This is a genomic window from Wenyingzhuangia fucanilytica, assembly GCF_001697185.1.
GTDB classification, from domain to species: domain Bacteria; phylum Bacteroidota; class Bacteroidia; order Flavobacteriales; family Flavobacteriaceae; genus Wenyingzhuangia; species Wenyingzhuangia fucanilytica.
The window spans coordinates 2825907-2850424 of the sequence record NZ_CP014224.1 but is presented as its reverse complement, the minus strand read 5'-3'; the positions used below and the strand labels follow the sequence as shown (position 1 = coordinate 2850424).

Annotated in this window: 21 protein-coding genes; 9 read left to right on the top strand and 12 right to left on the bottom strand. The window is 32.0% G+C overall.

Annotation, left to right across the window (positions count from 1 at the left end; genetic code table 11):
• The first annotated feature begins 7 nt into the window (after positions 1-7).
• From accB to eno, 8 genes are all read left to right on the top strand, one after another.
• Positions 8-490, top strand: a complete 483-nt coding sequence (gene accB, locus AXE80_RS11655; RefSeq protein WP_068827517.1) for an acetyl-CoA carboxylase biotin carboxyl carrier protein — start codon at positions 8-10, stop codon at positions 488-490.
• Positions 491-541: 51 nt separating this feature from the next.
• Positions 542-1888, top strand: a complete 1347-nt coding sequence (accC, locus tag AXE80_RS11650; protein WP_068827515.1) for an acetyl-CoA carboxylase biotin carboxylase subunit — start codon at positions 542-544, stop codon at positions 1886-1888.
• 71 nt (positions 1889-1959) lie between these two features.
• Positions 1960-2913 carry an asparaginase domain-containing protein gene (locus tag AXE80_RS11645; RefSeq protein WP_068827513.1) on the top strand — a complete coding sequence of 318 codons (954 nt, stop codon included), beginning with the start codon at positions 1960-1962 and terminating at the stop codon, positions 2911-2913.
• Positions 2914-3020: 107 nt separating this feature from the next.
• Complete coding sequence (locus AXE80_RS11640; RefSeq protein WP_068827511.1) at positions 3021-3839, top strand: MotA/TolQ/ExbB proton channel family protein; 819 nt, start codon at positions 3021-3023, stop codon at positions 3837-3839.
• A gap of 8 nt (positions 3840-3847) precedes the next feature.
• Positions 3848-4288, top strand: a complete 441-nt coding sequence (locus AXE80_RS11635; protein ID WP_068827509.1) for a hypothetical protein — start codon at positions 3848-3850, stop codon at positions 4286-4288.
• 9 nt (positions 4289-4297) lie between these two features.
• Positions 4298-4918, top strand: coding sequence for an ExbD/TolR family protein (locus AXE80_RS11630; protein ID WP_068827508.1), 621 nt, complete (start codon positions 4298-4300; stop codon positions 4916-4918).
• A gap of 8 nt (positions 4919-4926) precedes the next feature.
• Positions 4927-5400, top strand: coding sequence for an ExbD/TolR family protein (locus AXE80_RS11625; protein WP_068827506.1), 474 nt, complete (start codon positions 4927-4929; stop codon positions 5398-5400).
• Positions 5401-5558: 158 nt separating this feature from the next.
• Entirely contained in the window at positions 5559-6851 is a 1293-nt protein-coding gene (gene eno, locus AXE80_RS11620; RefSeq protein ID WP_068827505.1) for a phosphopyruvate hydratase, read from the top strand.
• 269 nt (positions 6852-7120) lie between these two features.
• Here eno and AXE80_RS11615 read toward each other — a convergent pair whose 3' ends face one another.
• From AXE80_RS11615 to AXE80_RS11585, 7 genes are all read right to left on the bottom strand, one after another.
• On the bottom strand, positions 7121-7729 hold the full coding sequence (locus AXE80_RS11615) for a superoxide dismutase (RefSeq protein WP_068827503.1): 609 nt from the start codon (positions 7727-7729) through the stop codon (positions 7121-7123).
• Between the two features lie 371 nt (positions 7730-8100).
• Complete coding sequence (locus tag AXE80_RS11610; RefSeq protein WP_237340610.1) at positions 8101-9453, bottom strand: MptA/MptB family glycosyltransferase; 1353 nt, start codon at positions 9451-9453, stop codon at positions 8101-8103.
• A gap of 48 nt (positions 9454-9501) precedes the next feature.
• The gene (locus AXE80_RS11605) at positions 9502-11025 is read right to left on the bottom strand and encodes a cellulose synthase family protein (protein ID WP_418382297.1); all 1524 of its coding nucleotides are present in this window, start codon (positions 11023-11025) and stop codon (positions 9502-9504) included.
• A 98-nt stretch (positions 11026-11123) separates the two neighbouring features.
• Entirely contained in the window at positions 11124-11816 is a 693-nt protein-coding gene (locus tag AXE80_RS11600) for a glycosyltransferase family 2 protein (RefSeq protein WP_068827498.1), read from the bottom strand.
• Positions 11809-12630 (bottom strand): toxin-antitoxin system YwqK family antitoxin, encoded by an 822-nt coding sequence (locus tag AXE80_RS11595; RefSeq protein WP_157359400.1) that lies wholly within the window; start codon positions 12628-12630, stop codon positions 11809-11811. Before AXE80_RS11595 ends, AXE80_RS11600 begins: the two co-directional genes overlap by 8 nt.
• A gap of 37 nt (positions 12631-12667) precedes the next feature.
• The gene (locus AXE80_RS11590; RefSeq protein ID WP_068827494.1) at positions 12668-14284 is read right to left on the bottom strand and encodes a 4Fe-4S binding protein; all 1617 of its coding nucleotides are present in this window, start codon (positions 14282-14284) and stop codon (positions 12668-12670) included.
• A gap of 50 nt (positions 14285-14334) precedes the next feature.
• Positions 14335-15666, bottom strand: coding sequence for an NAD(P)/FAD-dependent oxidoreductase (locus AXE80_RS11585; RefSeq protein WP_068827491.1), 1332 nt, complete (start codon positions 15664-15666; stop codon positions 14335-14337).
• 183 nt (positions 15667-15849) lie between these two features.
• On the opposite strand from AXE80_RS11585, the gene AXE80_RS11580 reads away from it, so the two are divergent.
• A complete protein-coding gene (locus tag AXE80_RS11580; RefSeq protein ID WP_068827488.1) occupies positions 15850-17103 on the top strand; it encodes a POTRA domain-containing protein in 1254 nt (417 codons plus the stop codon).
• On the opposite strand, the gene AXE80_RS11575 is transcribed toward AXE80_RS11580, so the two are convergent.
• The 5 genes from AXE80_RS11575 to arsM all read right to left on the bottom strand — a co-directional run bounded on the left by AXE80_RS11575 (position 17104) and on the right by arsM (position 24500).
• Positions 17104-18384, bottom strand: a complete 1281-nt coding sequence (locus AXE80_RS11575) for an endo-1,4-beta-xylanase (protein WP_068827485.1) — start codon at positions 18382-18384, stop codon at positions 17104-17106.
• 94 nt (positions 18385-18478) lie between these two features.
• Positions 18479-20278, bottom strand: coding sequence for an alpha-L-fucosidase (locus AXE80_RS11570; protein WP_068827482.1), 1800 nt, complete (start codon positions 20276-20278; stop codon positions 18479-18481).
• Between the two features lie 6 nt (positions 20279-20284).
• Positions 20285-21685 (bottom strand): sulfatase-like hydrolase/transferase, encoded by a 1401-nt coding sequence (locus AXE80_RS11565; protein ID WP_083194659.1) that lies wholly within the window; start codon positions 21683-21685, stop codon positions 20285-20287.
• 5 nt (positions 21686-21690) lie between these two features.
• Positions 21691-23268 (bottom strand): sulfatase-like hydrolase/transferase, encoded by a 1578-nt coding sequence (locus AXE80_RS11560; protein WP_068827476.1) that lies wholly within the window; start codon positions 23266-23268, stop codon positions 21691-21693.
• Between the two features lie 263 nt (positions 23269-23531).
• The gene (gene arsM, locus AXE80_RS11555) at positions 23532-24500 is read right to left on the bottom strand and encodes an arsenosugar biosynthesis arsenite methyltransferase ArsM (protein WP_068827474.1); all 969 of its coding nucleotides are present in this window, start codon (positions 24498-24500) and stop codon (positions 23532-23534) included.
• Positions 24501-24518: the final 18 nt, after the last annotated feature.

The following is a 24518-nucleotide window of genomic DNA, read 5'->3' as shown; positions in this document are numbered from 1 at the left end:
AACTATTATGGAATTAAAGGACATTCAGAATTTAATTAAATTTGTTGCAAGATCAGGAGCGAACGAAGTAAAATTAGAAATGGAAGATATTAAAATCACCATTAGAACAGGAGAGGGTAAAACCGAAACTACAATTTTACAACAAGCAGCACCATTATCTATGGCAGCTCCAGTTGCTCAAGCGGCACCTGCTCCAGCAGCACCTGCAGCAGCAGCTCCAGAGGCTCCAGCGGCTGATGAAGATTCAAAATATATTACAATTACTTCTCCAATGATTGGTACTTTTTACAGAAAACCATCTCCAGATAAGCCTTTGTTTGTAGAAGTAGGAGATTCTGTTCAAGAAGACTCTGTAGTATGTGTAATTGAAGCAATGAAGTTATTTAACGAAATTGAATCAGAAGTATCAGGTAAAATCGTAAAAGTATTAGTAGAAGATAGTACTCCAGTTGAATTTGGACAACCATTATTTTTAGTAGATCCATCATAATTAATAAGATAGATTTTAAAGATTTAAGTACTAACTACTAAAAGAAACAAAATGTTTAAAAAAATATTAATAGCCAACCGTGGTGAGATTGCTTTACGTGTGATTAGAACATGTAGAGAAATGGGGATCAAAACAGTTGCTGTTTATTCAACTGCAGATCAAGATAGTTTACATGTACGTTTTGCAGATGAGGCGGTTTGTATTGGACCTGCTCCAAGTTCAGAGTCTTATTTAAAAATGGTAAATATTATTGCAGCAGCAGAAATCACAAATGCTGATGCAATTCACCCAGGATATGGATTCTTGTCTGAAAATGCAAGATTCTCTAAATTATGTCAGGATCACGATATTAAATTTATCGGAGCTAGTCCAGAGATGATTAACCGTATGGGAGATAAAGCAAATGCAAAATCTACTATGATTGCTGCTGGTGTACCTTGTGTACCAGGTAGTGAAGGGGTTATCAAAGACTTTGCTCAATGTGAAAAATTAGCGATAGAAACAGGTTACCCTGTAATGCTTAAAGCTTCTGCCGGTGGTGGAGGTAAAGGTATGCGTGCTGTTTGGAAAGCTGAGGACTTAAAAGACGCATGGGATTCTGCTCGTCATGAATCAAAAGCTGCTTTTGGGAACGATGATATGTACATGGAAAAGTTAATTGAAGAGCCACGTCATATTGAAATTCAAATTGTTGGAGATTCATATGGAAAAGCTTGTCACTTATCAGAAAGAGACTGTTCGGTACAAAGACGTCACCAAAAGTTAACAGAAGAAACTCCTTCTCCATTCATGACAGATGAGTTGAGAGAAGCTATGGGGAAAGCTGCTGTTGCTGCTGCAGAGTATATTAAGTACGAAGGAGCAGGAACTGTTGAATTCTTAGTAGATAAGCATAGAAACTTCTACTTTATGGAGATGAATACTCGTATCCAAGTAGAGCACCCTATTACAGAAGAGGTTGTAGATTACGATTTAATTCGTGAGCAAATTTCTGTAGCTGCTGGAATTCCAATTTCAGGAAGAAACTACTATCCAAAGTTACATTCTATAGAGTGTAGAATTAATGCAGAAGATCCTTTTGCTAATTTTAGACCAGCTGCTGGAAAAATTACTTCTTTCCATGCACCAGGTGGTCATGGTGTTCGTTTAGATACTCACGTTTATGCTGGGTATACTATTCCACCAAACTACGATTCAATGATTGCAAAGTTAATTTGTACGGCGCAAACTCGTGAAGAAGCTATCGGAAAAATGAAACGTGCTTTAGATGAGTTTATTATTGAAGGAATCAAAACAACTATTCCTTTCCACCGTCAATTAATGGATCATCCAGATTATGTTGCAGGTAATTACACTACTAAGTTTATGGAAGACTTTGTAATTGAAAAAACTGTATAAATATATTTTTTATAGATTAAAAAGAGAGCGCTTTTAAGCGCTCTCTTTTATTTTTATGTAAATTTATTCTAATGAAAACATTAGTTATTTACACAGGTGGAACCATAGGTATGGTTAAAGATGTAACTTCCGGAGCTCTAAAACCAGGGAGCATTAAAGGAATTGAACAATTTCTTTTAGAAGAAGGTTTAATGACTTATTGTAAAGTTAAATCAACAAATAAAGCTCTTGATTCTTCTAACTTTAATAAAAAATATTATTCAGAGTTAAGTACGCTTATCAAAGAAAATTATTCATTATACGATGCTTTTTTGGTTTTAATGGGTACCGATACTATGGCCTATATAAGTGCTTTGCTAAGCTTTTGTACTAGCGGTTTATCAAAACCTATTTTGTTTACGGGTGGGCAAAAAACTTTATACGAAGAAGGTTCGGATAGTGTAAACAACCTTAAAGAGGCAGTTTTAGGTTTGGTAGAAAATAAGTTTTTCAACGAGGTAGGAGTTTATTTTTCAGAGAAATGGCATAGAGCAGTTTCTGTAACTAAAATTCATTCAAAAGATTTTGATGCTTTTAAATCGACTGATAACCCTAATTATTCAGTTAATTTAAATGAAGAATTTGGAATTATAACAGAAGTTTCAGCGAATATTTCTATACTTAAAATAACGCCGTTTGATGAAGAGAATGTATTGTTTGCATTATTAAATGATAAAAATATTAACGCAATCATATTAGAAATTTTCGGTTCTGGTAACATTCCAGATTTTTCTGAAGAGCTAAAACAACTTTTTAAACATCGAATTAATCAAGGTTTAAAGGTTGTTGTGACCTCACAATGTATGTATGGAGGCCTAGAAATAGGGAGGTACGAAACTAGTCTAAATATCTCATCATTAGGCTTTTTAAATGGTGGAAGTATGACTAAAGAGGCGATAGTAGGGAAATTAATGTCCTTGATCGAAAAAAAATTAAATATTCAAGAATTTAGGTTAAACTTTGAGAATTCTATTCGTGGTGAATAGAAAAATGTTAATAATATTTAACATTATAATATTTTTTAAAGTAAACATTTTTTTGTTACTTGCTCATCGTTTATCAATTATCATTAATAGTATTAATTAAAATAGAAATGAAAAAAGTTTTTAGTATCCTAGCTATTGCAGGATTATTGTTTTTAGGAACTTCAAATGCATTTGCACAAGAAGAAGGAGCTACTGTAGATTCTACAAATGTAGCAGCAACTGAAGATGTTGCAAAGGAAGAGGTCGTAGCTACTCCAGAAGTATCAACTCCTGAAGAGTCAACTCCAAAAGCTGAACCAACTTTTCACCAAATATTAAAGCAACGTTTTATTGAAGGTGGTGCTGAATTTATGGGGATTGTATTAGTTGCGTTGATTTTAGGATTAGCAATTGCAATCGAAAGAATTATTTATTTAAACATGGCTACTACAAATACTAAGAAATTAGTTGCTAAAATTGATGAGGCTTTAGCTTCAGGTGGTGTAGATGCTGCAAAAGAAATTTGTAGAGATACAAAAGGACCTGTTGCCTCTATTTTTTACCAAGGTTTAGATAGATCTTCTGAAGGAATCGATGCTGCCGAGAAAGCTGTTGTTGGTTACGGAGGTGTACAAATGGGATTATTAGAGAAAAACATCTCTTGGTTATCTTTATTTATTGCCTTAGCACCGATGTTAGGATTTATGGGAACTGTAATTGGTATGATTGATGCCTTTGATGCAATTCAGGTAGCAGGAGATATTAACCCAGCAGTAGTTGCAGGAGGTATTAAAGTAGCCTTATTAACAACTGTATTTGGATTAGTAGTAGCAATTATATTACAAGTTTTTTACAATATTATCGTTGCAAAAGTTGATAGTATTGTTAACAAGATGGAAGATGCTTCTATCTCTTTAATCGACTTATTAGTTAAATACAAAAAATAATATTCATTATGAGTAGTAAATTATCAAAAATATTAACCGCTGTAATTTTTGTTATTGCTGTTATTGCTGCCGTATTGTTTATTAATGTGTTTATTGCTGAAGAAGATGAATTATATGCTAAGGTTAATCCTTTGGTTGAATTCTCAGCATGGTTATTATACGTTACATTGGCTATAACAGTAATATTCTCAGTGGTGAATATATTTAAACACCCAGAGGAGATAAAAAAGATAGTAATCAATTTAGCCATTTTAGCAGTTGTATACTTTATAGCATATTTTACAGCATCAGATGCTGCTGTATTAGATGTTCAAGGACAAGTGTTAGAAGGTGGTGAAGCTGGTGCAGTATCAAAATTAATCAGTACAATTATTAACTTTAGTGTATACTTAGGGGTAATTGCAATTGCAGCTGTTGGTTTAGGTACCGCTAAAACAGCAATTAAATAAATCTGATTTATGGCAAGAAGAGAAAATAGTGAAATTAATGCAGGTTCAATGGCAGATATTGCTTTCTTGCTGCTTATCTTTTTCTTGGTAACAACAACTATGGATACCGATTCTGGTATCCTTAGAAAGTTACCAGAAGAACAACCAGAAGATGTTGAAGCTCCACCAGTTAAAAAGAGAAACATACTTGAAGTAAACATCAACCGTTTTGACCAATTATTAATTGAAGATGAAGAAGTAGAAATTGGAGATGTAAGACAATTGGCTATTGATTTTATTGATAATGGAGCTGGTAAAAGTGCAGAAGGTCAACCATGTAATTATTGTGAAGGAGAAAAATCAGAATCATCTTCTGAACATCCTGCAAAGGCAATTATTTCGGTACAAACTGCTCAAACAACTTCGTATGGAATGTATATTTCAGTTCAGAATGAGTTGTTAGCAGCTTATACAGAGTTAAGAAATAGATACGCAAGAAAATATTTACAAGGAAAATATCAAGGTCTTTCATATTCTGATTTGATGAAACTTCAAAAAGGAGAAACAGAAAACCCTGATTTGGATGCTGCAATCACTCAAATTAAAAAAGCATATCCTGAAATATTATCAGATGCTGAACCAATAAAATAATAAGCATTATGTCAAAGTTTGGAAAAAAGAAAAAAGAAGTGCCAGCAGTGAATACTGCAGCATTACCGGATATTGTATTTATGCTTTTGTTTTTCTTTATGGTATCCACTACTATGCGTGAAACATCTTTATTAATTAAAAAACCAAAATTGCCAAGTGCAACAGAGGTAAAAAAGTTGGAGCACAAGAGTTTGGTAAGTACCATATATGTAGGTAAAGCAGTTAACCCTTCGGAGGGAACTGGAGATAAAATTCAGTTAAACGATAAGATTTCTTCAGTAAATGATGTTGTAAATTTTATCTACTCTGAAAGAGATAAGCATGATGCTGAAGAGCAAAAAGCAATGGTAACTTCAATCAAAGCAGATTTAAAAACCAATGTTGGAACTATTTCAGATATCAAGCATGAATTAAGATCCATTAAGGCTTTAAAAATTAGCTACTCGTCTAGTACAGGCGATGTGTCTAATAATTTTAAATAATAAAAAAGCAGTGCCTAAAGCACTGCTTTTTTATTGTATTTATATGATGAAATTTTAACGAATAGGTTTTCGAAACTTATTAATTTTGTTGTATTTTTCAATCCAATTGTTGTGTATCTTGCGCAACATAAAAATTATAATAATTAAATACTAAAAATATGAGCGTTATAGTTAACATTCACGCAAGACAAATTTTTGATTCAAGAGGTAATCCAACTGTTGAAGTTGATGTAATTACTGAAAATGGAGTATTAGGTAGAGCAATTGTACCTTCTGGAGCTTCTACAGGTGAGCACGAAGCTGTAGAATTAAGAGATGGTGGTTCTGACTTTATGGGGAAAGGTGTTTTAAACGCTGTTAAAAACGTTAATACTGTACTTGCTGAGGAGTTAATTGGTTTTTCTGTTTTCGAACAAAATGCTATTGACAAAGCAATGATTGATTTAGACGGAACTCCAAATAAAGCTAAATTAGGAGCTAACGCAATTTTAGGAGTTTCTTTAGCTGTTGCTAAGGCTGCTGCTAATGAATTAGATATGCCTTTGTATCGTTACGTAGGTGGAGTTTCTGCTAATACTTTACCTGTTCCAATGATGAACATCGTAAACGGTGGATCTCACTCTGATGCTCCAATTGCATTCCAAGAGTTTATGATTATGCCAATTAAAGCTAAAAACTTTACTGAAGCTTTAAAAATGGGAACTGAAATTTTCCACAACTTGGCAAAAATATTACACGGACGTAACTTATCTACAGCTGTAGGTGATGAAGGAGGATTTGCTCCTACATTTGACGGAACTGAAGATGCTATTGAAACTGTTTTATCTGCAATTGAAAAAGCAGGATACAAGCCAGGAGAAGAAGTTAAGTTAGCTTTAGACTGTGCTTCTGCTGAATTCTACGAAAATGGAAAGTATAACTACGCTAAATTCGAAGGAGAAGGTGGTGCAGTACGTTCATCTAAAGAACAAGCTGAATATTTAGCTGAATTAGCTAACAAATACCCAATCATTTCTATTGAAGATGGTATGGATGAAAACGACTGGGAAGGATGGAAATACTTAACTGAATTAGTTGGAGATAAAGTACAATTAGTAGGTGATGATTTATTTGTAACTAACGTTGAGCGTTTGTCTACAGGTATTGAAAAAGGTATTGCAAACTCTATCTTAATTAAAGTTAACCAAATTGGTACTTTAACTGAAACTATTGCAGCTGTAAACATGGCACATAATGCTGGATATACTTCTGTAATGTCTCACCGTTCTGGAGAAACTGAAGATACTACTATTGCTGATTTAGCTGTGGCTTTAAACACAGGTCAAATCAAAACTGGTTCTGCTTCACGTTCTGACCGTATGGCTAAGTACAACCAATTAATTAGAATTGAAGAAGAATTAGGAGAGGTAGCATATTTCCCTCAATCTAAAGCTTTCAAAATTAAAGCTTAATTAGCTTTAAATAAATAATAAAAAAGCACCTCATTAGAGGTGCTTTTTTTATGATAACATATTCAATTTCTATTTAAAAATAGAAATATAATGATATTGAACTTATTGTTGAATTGTCTAAAGTAAATTTATTATAGTTCAGTTTTAATAAAGTGTTGATTTTATAGAAATCGAATAGGTTGTTTAAAGAATTAGAAAATAAATATTGTAACAAAAAAAAATCCCAAATCAATTAAGATTTGGGATTTTTAAATTATGTTAGTTACTAATTATTTAGCAGCTTCGTAGTTTGCAGAAACAGCATCCCAGTTAATTACATTAAAAAATGCATTAATATAATCTGGTCTTCTGTTTTGGTAATTTAAGTAATAAGCATGTTCCCATACATCTACACCTAAAATTGGTTGGTTACCACAAGTAACACCTGGCATTAATGGGTTGTCTTGGTTTGGCGTAGAACAAACGTTTACAGCTCCTCCTTTAGCAACACATAACCATGCCCATCCAGATCCAAATTGAGTAGCAGCAGCTTTAGAAAAAGCATCTTTAAAAGCTTCAAAAGATCCAAAAGCAGCATCAATAGCAGCAGCTAAAGCACCTGTAGGTTGACCACCACCGTTTGGAGACATTACGTTCCAAAATAATGAGTGATTGTAGAAACCTCCACCGTTATTTCTAACAGCTTTGTTTTCCATATCTAATCCGTTTAATATCTCTTCAATAGACTTTCCTTCTAAGTCTGTACCAGCAATTGCAGCGTTTAAGTTTGTAGTATATCCATTGTGGTGCTTACTGTGGTGTATTTCCATAGTTCTAGCATCTACATTTGGTTCTAATGCATCGTATGCATAAGGTAATTTTGGTAATTCAAAAGCCATTTTGTTATGATTTTTATTGTTTCGTACTCAAAGATAAATAACTATTTTTTTTTCAAAGAATTTTTAGAAGTTATTTATAATAATCATTCATGTTTATAAATTTAATCAGTTTAAAATTAGTGTTTTATGTTTTTAATGTTTAAATTTAAGATGATTCATGGCGATACGAACCCCTTTCATGTTTTGTTTCACTAAAACTGTTTTAACCATGAGTAACTCTATTTTTACTTCCGATGGACTAAATGCCAAGTATCATCTGTTTATAGATACTATCTGTGCTATTTCTAAAGATGTTTTAAATCAGATAAAAGTTTTAAATACTATTCAGAGAATAATTATATCCATCTACTTCTCTTTGGTAATCTTTTTCTTTACAATGGCAATTTATTATGCTTTGTTTCAGAGGGGGATGTAGTTTGTATTATTTCTATTATAAAGAAGATTATTACAATTAAATATTCTAAAAAGACCAACCAAAGATTTTCTTTGTAGTTGTGGTTTACGTATGCACTATAACTAAAGATGATGGTGAAACTCCAAATTACAGGAAATTTATATTTTGTAAATACACTTAAAAATAATGGTATAGCTATGTACCATGGATGAACCACGCTTGCCAATATATAATAACAAACAATTAAAAATAGCATGCTGGTAAAAAGGATATCAATTTTATTGTTTTTTCTGATGAGTGAAATAAGTGCAGCGATGCTAATAATTATAAAAGGAGTTATTTTACCTACTATGCCAATAATGTTATAGCCTTTAATCCAAAAACCAATTTCTCTAACGATATAATAAATACTTGCATTGAATTCAAAGTTTTGGAAATAAAGTTCAATACTAGATGAAAAATTTTGAATCAATTCTTTATCGATAAAAGGAAGGAATAAAATTGCATTTACAATCAACACAAGTGTTCCATAAATCAACAGTTTTTTTAATCCCAATTTTTTGTAAAATAGTGGAATAAAAAGTAGCGGAATTAATTTAATAGAAACAGCGAAAGCCCAAAGGATAGCCGATAAATGATTTTTGTTTTTAAGTAAATAATAAATACTAGCACTTAAAAATGCGATCATCATACCTTCGTAATGTAAGTTTCCCGTTAGTTCAATAATGATAAAAGGATTGATAAAGTACAATAGGATTTTTCTTTTCTCAATATTTAAGTGTTCTAAAATTTTAAGACCAAAGTAAAGAGCAATAATATCAGAGATTATTAAAGTTAATCTCATCATTATTGTACTAATAAGAATTCCGTTTTCTGAAATAATAGCAGGAATGGTAAATGCAAATTGATTTAAAGGAGGATAGCAGGTAAAATGGCTACCATTCATGCTTCCCATGCCCTTGTAAAGTTCTATTCCGTTAGAAATAAGATTAGGGTTGTTTTGAGGTAATATTAAATAAGGATTGATTCCGTTGGCTATGGCTCTACCATCCCAAATAAATCTGTAAAAGTCATCTGAAAGATTAGGAATGGCAAATAAAAAAATGAGCCTTAAAAGAATTCCTGATACAATAAGCCATTTGGTTGATAGCTTACTGTATTTATATAAAAGTACAAAGGCAATAAAAAGGATGGAATAATAAGTAAAAACTTTATTAAAATCTGTTCTAGCGGTAGTATAAGCAAATAAATAATAGGCTATAGCAGAAAGTAAAATGACTAACAAAGCGTGTTTGTTAGTCATTTTAAAAGATTTTATAAATTGTTTCATTAGACCTTGTTATGAAAGTTTTGTCGAAATCACACTAGCTTATTTACATTACACTTTTCTAAATACAGAGGTGTAGAAAATAAATCCGAAACCTAAAAACAACATCAAATGAAATATGATAAGTCCGCTATCAAAAGGAATGTACCAAGCATCGCAAGGAGCTAAGCCAAAGAAGCAGTCTTTATCGTATGATTTTAGTTTATTTTGCCCAATATATCTAACAAACCAGGCACTTGCAATTCCAAATAAAAAGTAAAGACATAAGAAACCTTCGTAAACTACATTTTTAGAAGGTTTTTTACGGATGTATTTGTTCTTTTTCCAACCATCAATAGATTTTATGTTAAACTTTGGAGTTCTAACAAATTCACTGCGTTTACGTCTGTGTCCTTCTATTACTGCTCCAGAGTTGTTTAGAGATAATCCCATGGCAACGCTAAAAAATGTGAAAAAGGTTCTGATGTATTGAACAAAAGCTTTAAAACCTGATTTTTTTTGTACATGCTTATACATGTACCAGTAGCAAATAAAAAAGATTAATGTACTAATTCCAAAAAAGCTCATTGCTATAAAATAACCTTTAAAGTCATCAAAATAATTTTTAATGTATAGCATAGGTACACTTAATACCCCAACAATAAATACATTTAAAAACATGGTGCTGTTAAGCAAATGCAGTACACAATGAGCTTTTGTTTTAAAAGATAAATCTGAATGGATAATTTTTTTGAACATTTTTTGGAAGTTCTCTGCACCTCCCTTGTTCCATCTAAATTGTTGAGATCTTGCAGCACTAATCACTACAGGTAATTCTGCAGGAGTTTCTACATCAACCAAATATTTAAACTGCCAACCTTTTAATTGTGCTCTATAACTTAAATCTAAATCTTCGGTTAAAGTATCACCTTCCCAGTTTCCAGCATCATAAATACATTCTTTTCTCCAAACTCCAGCAGTTCCATTAAAATTGATAAAATGTCCTTTAGAATTTCTACCCATTTGTTCTAGAATAAAATGTGCATCTAAAGCAAAGGCTTGAATTTTGGTTAACAAAGAATAATTTCTGTTGATATGGCTCCATCGAGTTTGTACTACTCCAATTTTTTCATCCTTAAAATAAGGAATGGTTTTGTGTAACCAATCTGGATCTGGTAAAAAGTCAGAATCAAAAATAGCGATTAACTCTCCTTTAGCTATTGCTAGTCCTTCTTTTAAAGCACCAGCTTTAAACCCTTGTCTATTTGTTCTTGTAATATGAACAATATCTAATCCTGTATCAGCAAGTTTTTCAACTCTTTCTTTTGTTTTGATTACAGTTTCATCTGTAGAGTCATCTAAAACCTGAATTTCAAGTTTTTCTCTAGGGTAGTCTAATAAAGCGATGTTTTTTAACAATCGTTTCATTACATATTTTTCGTTAAAAACAGGTAACTGAATTGTAACGTAAGGAACCTCGTCGGGGTTGTTTAAATCAAATTTAGGAGAATTGTCTAATCCTTTCTTTTCATTTTTTTTTGCCTTAAGGTAATTAAACAGCAAGTTTAACTGTGCCAATGAATAAAAGAAAACCATTACCAACGAGACAATGTATATTATTAAAAGTATGCTACTGATAATGTATAAGGTGTCGTTTGTAGATTTTATAAGGGTAAATAGTAAACCGTATAACATTACTTGAAACTATATTTAAAAATCCAACTTAATATTTTAATTCCAGCAAAGATAGTTCCTTTTATCGTACCTGAAACTTTTGAAACACCAATTCTTTTTCTGTATTTAACAGGTATTTCAGTATATTTTAAATTTGCTTTAAGCGCTTTTAGTTGCATTTCTACCGTCCAACCATAAGTTTTGTCTTGCATATTTAAAGCTAATAAGGAACTGTATTTAATAGCTCTAAAAGGACCTAAGTCGGTAAAACTTGCCTTAAACATTATTTTCATTAAGCTAGTTGCTAGCCAATTACCAAAAACTTGTTGTGGGGTCATGGCTCCTTTTTCTAGTTCAGGGTTGTTTCTTGATCCAATAACAAAATCATAATTTTGATTTAGAATAGGGGATATAAGTTCTGTAATTTGTTCTGGGTAGTCGGAATAATCACCGTCTATAAAAACAATAATCTCTGGATCTAATTTTTGCTTAGCAATGTATTCCATTCCTTTTAAACAAGCATATCCATAACCCATTCGTTTTTCTAATAAGACAATAGCACCGGCATCACTTGCTTTTGAGGCAGTATTATCAGTAGAATTATTGTTAACAACAATAATGTGTTTTACAATGTTTTTAGGAATGTCGTTAACAACGTGAGCAATAGATTGTTCTTCGTTATAAGCAGGAATAATGACAGTAATGTTACTCATTTAGTTTGTTGTAGTCTTTTTTAAAAGAATTCCAGTCTTTCCATTCATTGGTTTTTACTCCTTTTTTAAAGTATTTACCTTTCACAATTTTATTGTTTGAATAATAAATACAGTAACCATTTAATAGGTTGTTTTTTAATTCACATTTGTGCGACAAAGTTCCGTTTTTATTATAAAAAGACCACCATTTAGTTTTTTTATTTTCTGTAAAATCACCTTGTTTTAATAAAATTCCTTGGTTAGAATAAAAATGCCAATATCCTTCTTTTAAATTATTTTTATAGGTTCCACAGGAAGTTAAAATTTGTTGATTTGAATAGTATTTCCAATAACCATTTTTTTGATGATTTAGATAAGTTCCCTCAGACTTTAACGTTCCATTTTTATAAAATTGTTTTATTAAAAAGTTTTTAGGACTATTTAAATATTGTTTTTCACAAATCAATTGATTGTTTTGATAATAAAACCAGTTTTTGGTTGGCTGATTAAGATGATAATCTCCTAAAGAATCTAAATGATGATGAGTGTAATATCTCCAAGTTTTTTCTTTTAAATTGTTTAGATAATATCCATTAGAAGTACAACTGTCGTTAGGAGATTCTATTGTGTATCCATCTTTTAAATTGCTTTGATACCAACCTTCTGAAATTACTTTGCCTAAATGATTATAGTTTCTTTGATAGTGTTTTGTACTATCTAAATAAAAAGTTTTCCAATATTTTATAGGATGATTATTTAACGTATACCATTCATGTTGTAGTTCGCCATTCTCAAAATATTTTTGATGTAAGACTTCTTTTTGTTGTCCTAGCATACAAAAAGTTAATAGCAAAAAAATATAGCTAAAAAGTTTAGTCATGTTTATTAGTCATACTCAGTAAATCTATATCATTTCCTAGTAGAATATCGTTTGTTTTGGTTCTACTAGTTCCAGTGTCAGAACCATTTTCTAATTTTAAGACTCCTCTAGGACAAACAGCAGAACAAATACCACAACCTACACAAGAAGAACGTACAATGTTTTGCCCTTTTTGAGCATAAGAACGTACATCAATTCCTTGTTCACAATAAGTTGAGCAATTTCCACAAGAAATACATTGACCTCCATTGGTGGTAATTCTAAATCTAGATTTAAAACGTTGTACAAATCCCAAATAAGCGGCTAGTGGGCAACCAAATCTACACCAAACTCTGTTCCCCATAATTGGGTAAAAACCTGTACCAATAACCCCAGAAAATATAGAACCAATAAAAAATCCGTACCAGGTTTGCACATCATAAACAGAAATTCCCAAAAATAGTTGTTTCCAACTAGGGATTTCGGCAAAGTATACATATAAAGTCAATCCTGTCATGATAGTGGCAAAAAGTAATACACCATGTATTAACCAACGTTCTACTTTCCATGAAAACAAAGATTTATTTGATAATTGTCTATAAGGATCTCCTAAAGTTTCGGCCAAACCACCGCATCCACAAACCCATGAGCAGTACCATCTTTTTCCGTAAAAATAGACCATTACAGGAACAACTACTAAAGTTAATATAACACCCCAAACAAACATAAATATCCCAAGATTTCCACTGTTTATTAATTGATTGATATTCCAATCAAAAAAGAAAGAATAGTTTAAGGGCCATGCATTTTTAAAATCAAACCAAGGTTTGTTAAAAGCCACTAAGATTTCAGGGATTAAAAAAGCAAAGGCAATTTGAAAGAACAAAACAACAGCTGTTCTTATCATTTGATATTTGTTGTGACGATATTTAATAAACATTCTTACCGCAAAAACAGTCATTACAGAACAGTACATAAATCCGTATAAAAACCACTGACTAGCTGGATTTCCGCTTAAAGATTTACTAATACCGTTTACTGCTAAAATAGGGTTGACAAGGTAATTAGGGAAAAAGTATAAAAAGATGTAGAAACCAATAAAAAAGAATGCAGTTATAAAACCAATAATTCCTCTGTTGGTTGCGCTATGTTGAAAAATTCCGTTGTTTTTAATTCCTGCTGGACCTAATAATTTATAATCGGGAATAAAAACTAATAAACCACCTATAATAGCCAATCCAAAAGTAAGCAAAAACCATAAAGCTGTATTGTTTGTAAACCAACCCGTTGCTGAACTTCTTACCAAAGGATACACAAAATCTTTAGAAGTTTTACTCCATTTTAAATGAATAATTTTATTCCAATCTACTTTAGGTTGATTATGTTGATATTCATTAGAAGCTTTAGCATTCTCAATTATTTTTGAGGATAATTCCCAAGCACTTAGTTCTTTGTTAACTATTCGTTTTTTGGTGTTTTCTATAAAATATTCGCTTTTTACTCCTTTACTTTCTATCCATTTGGTATAGATTTCAGGAGTAACTTTATAGGTTCCTGTAAAAATACTACCTATAAAAAAGGCAAAACCTAAAAAGGTTAAAATATATCCTATGTTTTTGATTGTCTTCATTTCTGTAATGTTGAATTGTGTAATTTATTTTATGGATTGTATTAAACAATTCAACTTGTTTGGAAAATTCGTTTCCAACTTTTCTTTTTCGGTTTTAGAGTCGTTCCATTCTCAGAGTTAAACTTTGAGATTATTTCACTTTCGTATTGATTGTAAAATTCAGGATCAAAATTGGCATCTTTTAAATGTTCTAACACGTGTTCAATAGTGCGATCTTGTGTTAACCATTTATCAAAAACGTTATGTCTTAATCTAATTCCAAAGGTATTGACTCCTATAAATTTTCTAGAATTTGTATCATAATTAAAGTGCATGCATTTTTTACCGTCTTTGTGTTCCCAATAAAAACGAGTTTCGTTTTCTTTGGGTTGAGCGGTAATCCATCCGTAAGTTTGATATTCTATATCTAAAAATTTTGCAGAATTAAACCAATGTCCTGGTTGGTAAGTGGTAGGAGCCCCACAAATAGTTCTGGCCACAGTTTCTCCCATCATTCTACCCGTGTACCAAACAGCCTCAATAGGTCTGCGTTCTCCAATAGCATTGAGTTGTTGAGCACAGTCTCCAATGGCATAAACGTTAGGAATGTTGGTTTCCAAATTACTACTAACCAAAATACCTTTATCTGTTTTAATATCACTATCCTTTAAAAAAGAAATATTAGGACTCACTCCGGCAGTTAATCCAACCAAATTGCACTCAATGGTTTCTCCTTTGTCTGTGGTGATGGCTTTTGCCCTTCCATTTTCATCTGATAAAATCTCAACTAAATTGGTTTCTAAACGTAAATCTATGTGATGTTCTTTAATATGTTTGTTAATCATTTCTGATTCTTGAGCAGGTAATACTCCATTCCAAAAGCTAGGTTCTCTAACTAAGAAAGTTACAGGGATGTTTTTAGAAATTAACATTTCGGCCATTTCAATTCCAATCAACCCACCACCAACAATAACTGCACGTTTACAGTCTTTAGCATATTTTGTAATAGTATCTAAATCTTGTTTAGAGTACATTCCTGTCACCGCTTTTAAATCTTGACCAGGCCAACCAAATTTGTTGGGTTTAGAGCCCGTGGCAATAATTAAATCATCATAATTTAAAGTTTCTCCATTGTCTAGAATAAGTTCTTTGTTCTTTGTGTTTACTTTGTTGACAAAAGCATTTATCAAATCAATTCTGTTTTTTTTCCAAAACCAATTTTCATAAGGTTGGGTATGTTCAAACTTCATATGTCCCATAAAAACATACATCAGCGCAGTTCGGGAAAAGAAATAATCCGTCTCCTTAGAAATAATGGTGATTTTATGATCGGATTTTTTTCTGAGATGCCTAGCTGCAGTAACTCCTGCAATTCCATTACCTATAATAATAATGTTTTTCATGTGATGAAATTAAAATTAGTTTCAATGTACAAGCATTCTGTCGAACTATTTTTTAAGTACTTAAAAAATAATGTTTATTTATAATGTATTTAAATAGTTTAAGTGTGTTGTAAGCAATCAAGAAAAAAAACAACAAAACAAGAGTTGTTTAACAAGTTATAATGATCTAAAACTGGAACTATCATGAAAATGAAACTATTGGTGTTTTTTGTATTTGTCTTTTTTCAAATAAATGCTCAAGTTGTTTCTAGTATTAAGTACGAAGGAAATTATAAAACAAAAACAGAAGTCTTAAAAAAACTAACAAGTCTAAAAATAGGACAGGAGTTAGATTACGTAACATTGAACAATGATGTTACTTTGTTTAGCAGATTGCCTGTTTGTAATACATCTAGTTATGTTGTATCCTCAACAGGAGAAGATATATGTGAGGTGGTTTATACTATAGAAGAGACCAATACAATTATTCCGACCATAAATTTTTGGACGGCCAATAATCAGCAATTTGCATATCAGTTAGGGGTAAAAGAATTTAATTTTTTAGGAGAAAATAAACAAATAGGAGCTTTTTATAGAAATAACGGTTTTCATTCCTTTTCTGTAAACTACACGGATCCTTTTTTATTTAATGCAACCACAGGATTGTCTGTAACTTTGCAAAGTTTAACAAGTTTGGAGCCTCTGTATTTTAATAATGGTAGTGCAGATTATGAATATACCAATAGCTCTATTGAGGCCATGGTAATAAAAAGGATGTCTGCTGCTCACACCGTAAACATTGGTTTGAATTTTTTTAAAGAAAAATATCAATACGATAGTGGGTTTCAGTCTTCAGAAATTCCCACTCGTTTAAATGAAAATAAGTTTTTAATAAAAACAAGTTTTGATTACAATAAACTAGTGTATTACTACCAATATGTCAATGGCTTTAGAAGTCTTTTAAATGCACAGTATGTAATGCCTGTTGATAAAAATCAAATGAGTTTTTACATATTATGGAATGACTTTTTTTATTACAAACAAATTAAGAAAAATGGAAACTTTGCAACTAGGTTAAGGTTAGGAATTGCTAGTAATCATAATAATCCTTTTGCTCCTTTTGTGTTAGACAATAATTTAAACATTAGAGGTGTTGGTAATATTATAGATAGAGGTACAGCCGTAGCTGTTTTAAATGTGGAGTACAGGTATACAATTATAGACAAAGATTGGTTTGCAATGCAAACCAATGTCTTTGTAGATGCGGGTAATTGGAGAAAAACAGGAGGAGAACTCAAAGGACTTATTAGTAAAGAAGGTGCTCGAATTCATCCAGGTATTGGTTTACGATTTATTCACAAAAAAATATACAATGCTGTTTTAAGAATTGATTACGGAACCAGTATTATTAATGGAAAAGAAAAAGGATTGGTTTTTGGAGTTGGACAGTATTTTTAATTACATCTGTACTGTAATTTCTTGATCCTTATCTAAATAAAGTTTTACATATTTATTTTTCCCTTTATAGGAAACCCTAATAATATAATCTCCTTTAAAACCTCTAATTGATGATGTACCAGCGTTGTTAGTGTTTAGTAACTTATGAGTACTAAATTCTTTTTGATAAGTATCAATCCACTGTTGTCCGCAAACAGTTGGAGTTCCATCATAATTAAACAAAGCCCAAGGTTTATTTCCTTTTTTATTGTTGTTAAAAGTCCAATGCCATATTCCTTCTACCTTAGGATGACTTAAGTAAATCAACATAAATTGTTCTACAATTTGTTGCTTTTGGACATCGGTGTATTGGAATTTAGGTTGGTCTCTTACTTCAAACTCTGTAGCCTGATAAGGCAAGTTAAATTCATCAAAAAACTGTAAACGCTTATACATTTCTTCGGGTGTAATAAAACCATTTTTTATTCTAGATTGAAAACCAATCCCTTCTATAGGACCTCCTTCATCAATTACTTCTCGGATTACTTTTTTGTATTCTTGGGGTCTAGAATACGTATCTTTTGTAGTTCTAGAAATAATTCTGTTTTCGTTAATATATAAAGCGATATTAGGTTTGTTGTAGAGCTTTCTATAGTAATCTGCTTTTTTAAACCAATGAGCAACAAGGTTTCCTGGTGTTAAATCGTTTACAGCATGGTTTGCTAAGGGCTCATTTAATACGTCCCATGCAGTTACGTTCCATTTTTTTATTCCGTGTTCTATATGTTGCTCCATTAAAGGAATTACTTGTCTAGCCTTTTCGGAATTACTTAAATGTTTATTTGTAACAATCTCATTTTCTTCAGGGCGTAAAAACTGTAAACCATCATAAACTAAGGCATGACCTCGCATGGTAATATTGTTTGCAGTAAACCATTGAGCGGCAATTTCAGATGCTTTTTCTTTTGGTTTTCCTCTTTGCTTTTGTTTTAATCCATTTTCAAAACCAGCTGCATTGAATAAATTTGTAAAGGTTCTTTTGTAGGTGTCAGTATACTTAGAGGTCATAAAATCATCTTCTACAACTGCTCCAAACTGAAACTTATGTCTAACCAATTTGATGTCTACAAGCGCATCTTTAATTGGGGTGTTTTGATTATCTAAGACCTGTATGGTAATATTATTTTTTCGGTATTGATTTATTCTTTCTCTAGCATCTTCTTTCCACTGAGGACCTTGGGCTGAATTGATTTGAGAAATAAAAACAAGGGCAAAGAATAATATATTTTGTTTAATGTTCATTAGATAAGGGGGATGTGTTTGTTATCAAATATAGGGAAAATCCACTTTGGATGTTTTTTAAACATCATCCAAAGTAGATTGATATAAACTATTTTTAATTAGCGTAAATAGCAACTTTATTAACCTCTAAGTTCCCTTTTAATTCGTTGATTTTAATTTTAAGCTTAGTGGTGTATAAAGATTTTTCTAGTTGTAAGGAAAAGAAAGGTCCTATGTTGTTTCCTGTATAAATGGTTTTCCATTTTTTGTTTTTGAGCACCTGAATTTCAAAACTTTTAACACTATGGTTGTTTCCAATACGTCTTCCTTCTTGTATAGTAATAGCATCAATTTTTTGTTCTTTTGACCAACTGTATTCTAACCAAGGAGTTTTGTCTTCTTTTGCAGGAAACCATGATTTTTTAACAGAAATTCCTTCAGAAAAGTTTTCTTTGGCTCCAGGCATTAAATTGGTTACACTACTATTTTTGTCTTTTTCTGAAGAAGCAACAAGGCTAGCATCAAAAAATACAGGTTCACCAATAGTACTTATTGGTTTGATTTGTTTTGCGTCTATATTTAATTCTAATTCAATAATAATAACCGCTGTATTTGTGGTAGTATTGTTAATTGTTACATCTAACCCTTTGTTATTATTTACAATAGTAGCATTTTCTCCAGTTAATACTTTGTAAGATTTAATGGTAGCAGGTAATTGAGGTAGGGTAAAATGATGGTTCTCTATATTTCCCATAAGGTGTAACCAAACTTTGTTTTGTTTGTGTGTAGCACTTCCCCAAGCACCAGCTATATATGGACCTCCATGGGTTCCATAAATAGAGGTTCCGTATTTTTTTAAAAAGGCACCAATTTGCTTATATCTTTTTACGTGACTTTCAATAATAGATCCATCTACACGAGGACCAGTGTCTAATAATAAATTCCCGTCATTTCCGGCGATTTTAACGAGTAACTGTATTACATCATTATAGGGCATGGCATTTTTTTCTCCCATGTATCCCCAACCTCCACCAATCACTTCACAAGTTTCCCAAGGACGATTGGTTTGAAAACGACCAATTCCTCTTTCTGGACCATCAAAATCTCCCATATGCATATCAGGAGAACCCAAACGATGGTTTACTATTGCTTTTGGATTGATATCTCTAATAATTTTTAACATTTCCGGACTATTCCAAGTATCAGGATGTTTACCCAAACCATCAAACCAAATTCCATCTATTTTTCCGTAGTTGGTCATTAATTCTCTTAGCTGTGGGTAAAGAATTTTTTCATTATACTCTTTAGAAGGTAATTCTTTTCTGTATAAAGGATGTGTCCAATCAGGTTGAGAGTAATACCACATCAATCTCATGTTGTATTTGTGACAAGCATCTGCAATTTCTTTCATTACATCTTTTCCGTATGGAGTGTTCATCACATTAAAGTCGGTAGTTTTGGTATCCCACATACAAAAACCATAATGATGTTTGGCTGTAAAGACAAAGTATTTAGCACCAGCTTCTTTCCACAATTTAACCCATTCTTCTGCATTAAATTTAGTGGGGTTAAATGTTTTGTAAGTATCGTTATATTCTTGTTCGGGTACTCCTTTTTTCTGATTGTCTTTTTTGTGGTGTGGTTTTCTTCCTGCTCGCCCCCAGCTCAATGGAGCTTCGTTTACCACACTAGGTGCCCAGTGAACAAAGACCCCTAACTTTGCTTCTTTCCACCATGCTATATCTTCTTTAGAAGCAAACATATATGGAAGATAAGAGGAGTCTATTTGATTAAGATACTCTATAAGTTTTTTGGGCTGCTGATAAGGTTCAATACCATTTGTGTTCTCTTCTCCATGTTGTCCAAAACAAAATAGACTGAAGAAGGCAAATAGGGCGAAAATATTTTTATTCATATTTTTTTATTTAGAGATAAAATCTTGGTTCTTTTTTGGAGTTGTATAACCAGTAGTGGTTTTCCATATTGCTAACTCGTTTTTTAAGTCTGCAACTACTTTTGGATATTCACTAGCACATTCCTTTGTTTCATATGGGTCTGTATTCAAGTTGTATAAAATAACAGCATCAGTTTCTACGTTTTCTGTAAGTTTAAAGCCATCTTTCTGAATTACATTTACCCAACTTGAAACAAAAGATTTTTCTTTAGCGTTCCATCTAGCATAGTTGGTATATTCCCAAGCTAATACTTTTCGGTTAGTATGATCTTTTTTTCCTAATAATAGAGGGCTTAAATCTTCACCATCTAAAGTTTCGTTAGGTTGTTTAGAGTTTGTTAACCCTAATAAAGTAGGGTAAATATCTACGTGAATAATTGGTGCTTTAGATACTGATTTAGCTTTAATATGGTCTTTCCATTTAAAAATATAAGGAACTCTAATCCCTCCCTCTAGGGTTTCTCCTTTATTTCCTCTATAGGGTTTAGAAAACATATTGCTGTTTTTGGTTTTGTAATGCCCGTTGTCTGATGTAAATACAATAATGGTGTTTTCCTCAATCCCTTTTTCTTTTAATACTTGCATTAATTGTCCAACATTTTCATCTAAGCTCATAATCATAGCAAGTACTTTTATTTCCTCGGTACTTAGCTTTTCTTGTTTTAATTTGGCTTTTAGTAAGTCTACATAGCTTTGCTTAGGCTCTAAAGGTTTGTGTACAAGATAATAAGGCATATACAAGAAAAAAGGTTGATGTTGCTCTGTCATTCTATGTATAAAATCAATCCCTTTTTGGGTAATATAATCAGAGCTATAAACGGTATCGGCCACTTTTTGAACGGGATCCGATCTAAATTTATAATGACCTGCTATTTCAAAACCTTCATCAAATTTTGCAGGAATGCTAGAAGGACTTTTTCCTTTGGCCACATGCCATTTTCCAAATCCAGCTGTACGGTATCCATTGGCTTTTAGTGCTTCGGGTAAAAATACTTTATCAGGACTTACACCTACTCCAAAACCAGGGATGATATGATTTTTTGGAGGTAAATATTTCATGGCCTTTAATGTTTTTGGATCAGATTTGTATCGATCAGCAACTCTGTATATTCCATGTCTAGGTACATATTGTCCTGTAATTATAGATGCTCTTGAAGGAGCACAAGTAGGATCGTTAGAATATCCATTGGTAAAATGCATTCCTTCATTAAAAAGTTTATCAATGTTAGGAGAACTCACCAAATTATTCCCGTAACAATTTAATGCATTAATCCCCAAGTCATCTGCCAATATAAACAGAATGTTAGGCTGTTTTTGAGCAAATATCTGTGAGGAACAGCATATAAGTATTAAAAGTATTTTTCTCATGATGTCTATTTTATAATTGCCCAATTTTTAATTTGTTTCCATACTTTAGGTCCTTCATTGCTTTGTTTTTCTCCTTGTGTAGTTCTCCCATTAAAAATATAGCTAGATGCTAAAGCTCTTAATTCTTCATACTTTTCAGGATACTTAGATTTTAAGTTATTAGTCTCTTTAATATCGTCATCAAGGTTAAATAACTTGCTTGTTTTAAAATCAGCTTTCCATGTACCTTTTCTAAATGCAAAATCTCCTGCAAAAGAATGATGAAAATCTACAGTTCTCTTTTCGTTATCAGAAATAGATTTTCCTTTTAAAGCCCATAACATACTAAAACTATCTTCTGCTTCATTATCTGTTATCTTGTTGTTAAACAAGTCTGCCATGGTTGCGTATAAATCATTTAAACTAATAAGTGAGTCACAAGTACTGTTTTTAGCAATTACTTTAGGCCATGTAGCGATAAAAGGAACTCGGTGTCCACCTTCTGTTAACCTAGCTTTGTACCCACTATAAATTCCGCTAGGGCTGTGATTGTATTTTTTTTGTTCGGCCATCGGAATTGCTTTTAAAGAAGCTCCATTGTCTGCTGTAAAAATTAACAATGTATTTTCATACATTCCTTTTTCTTTTAAAGAGTTGATGATTTTACCAACATAAAAATCTAATTCTTGTACAAAGTCTCCGTAAATCCCACATTTACTAGACCCTTTAAATTTTTCTGTGGGAGATACAGGGGTGTGAGGTGCTGTTAAAGGAATATATAAAAACAAAGGTTTTTTTGAATTGTAATGATTGATATAGTTTGCTGCTTTGTTGGCAACAATTGTTAAACCGTGTTCTTTTGTTATTTCTGGTAATTGTACCCCTTTTCTCCAACTGTTGATTGGATAGCTGTTTTTTAACTTTTTTAATGTTTTTTGATCTTTCGTCGCTTTCATTTTTTCTTCTAGCGCTTTTGGATAGATACTTGGGGTATAGTCATCATCTGTTGCTACTAGTTTTTCGTTTTCTAAAAGCAAGTTGTTTTCTATAAAAGCATAAGGAGGAAAATCCCAAGAAGCACCAGTTCCATACCAGTAATCAAAACCTAGTTCATTTGGACCTAGAGTTATTTTTTTAGAAAAATCTACAAATTCTTCAACTCCTTCGTTTAAGTTTTTAGAAACATTGTTTCCTGTTTTTGATTGCCAATTTAAGCCCAAATGCCATTTTCCAATCATGGCTGTATTATATCCATTTTTTTTAGCCAAACTAGCTACTGTAGCCCTTTCTTTAGGAATAAGACAATTTGCGTAAGAATTTACAACTCTACTTTTTAACGTTGTTCTCCAAGCATACCTTCCAGTAAGTAAACCATATCTTGTAGGGGTACAAACCGAAGCTCCAGAATGTGCATCTGTAAATGTCATTCCTTCCTTTGTCAATTGATCAATGTTTGGGGTTTTTATTTTGCCTTCATTATTTAATGCAGATATATCTCCTACACCTAAGTCATCGACAAGAATGTAAACAATATTGGGTTGTTGGGCATAAATACTAATTGTATTGATGCTTAAAATGATGATGAGAAACTTTAAGTATTTCATTTTGATGAATTTGTTTCTCAAATATAAAGACTACTATGCTTTTGCTTGGGTTGTTAATTAACTGAAAGGGTATATTCTCTGTCATACTTGTATTGTTGAAAGAGGATAAACCAATTTAAAAGTAACATTATTCATTTAGCTTTAAGTAATAGGACTTAAATGTTGTGTAAAAGTTAGAGTTAATTTTTTAGGGAGGGACTAGTGTTTTGTGCAAATAAAAAGCACGATTTTTACATCGTGCTTTTGAAAGATTAAATTAGTGTTTAACAACACCCTCCACCATCGTAATGATAAGTAGATTCTGAAAAATAAATATCATCTCTGCCTAAATCTTTTAAAGCTTGAGCTGTTTTATCGCAAATGGCTAATGGTTGATTTTTTAGCAAAGTATGTCCTTTTCCATCGTCAAAAAAGTCTTTATCTCCATAATAAATAGCAGCTTTTCCTGTAAATATACAAGGGCCGTCTTCTGGCATAGGATCTTTAATAGCAGCCACTTCAATAGATTCTATATAAATCAATTCCTCTGTAGGATAATTTTTAGGATCTAAAATTCTATATGGTTTCCTAGCTCTAATTTCAATAGTTCCAAAACCAGCATCGGTTAACATTTTAACATATTCAGCTATAGGTAAACTACCACTTAAGCACAAAGCACGTAATCGTTCATCATTACGCAAAGTATCATTCATAGGTTGTTCACAAGTAGGATCGCTCATTACCAAACGACCGTGTGGTTTTAAAACTCGATACATTTCTGCAATGGCTTTTTTTAAATCATCTGCTTTAAAAATATTAAACAAACAATTTTGTGCTGCTACATCAATAGAGTTGTCATCAACAGGTAAATTTAGAGCATCTCCTTTTCTTAAATCGACAAATTCTTTATTAAACCAATCATTTTTTTCTTCGGCTTCTATAAAGTTTTTGGCAGATGCTTCTAACATTTCATCAACAACATCAATACCAATTACGCCATGTTTTTGACGAGAGAAATAAGAAAATTGTAACAATTCCATTCCGCCACCAACACCTACGTACAGTATTTTAGGATTTTTAGATAAATCACGAGCATGTACTGTAGAACCACATCCGTAGTTCATTTCTTGCATTATTTTTGGAATGGTTAGTCCAGGCAATTCCCAAATAGGATTGGTGGTGCAGCACAAACCTACGTCTGGGGTTAATGCAGCTTCTTTATATACGTTTTTGGTGGTTTCTAAGTAACTCATTTGTTAGGTGTAAAAATT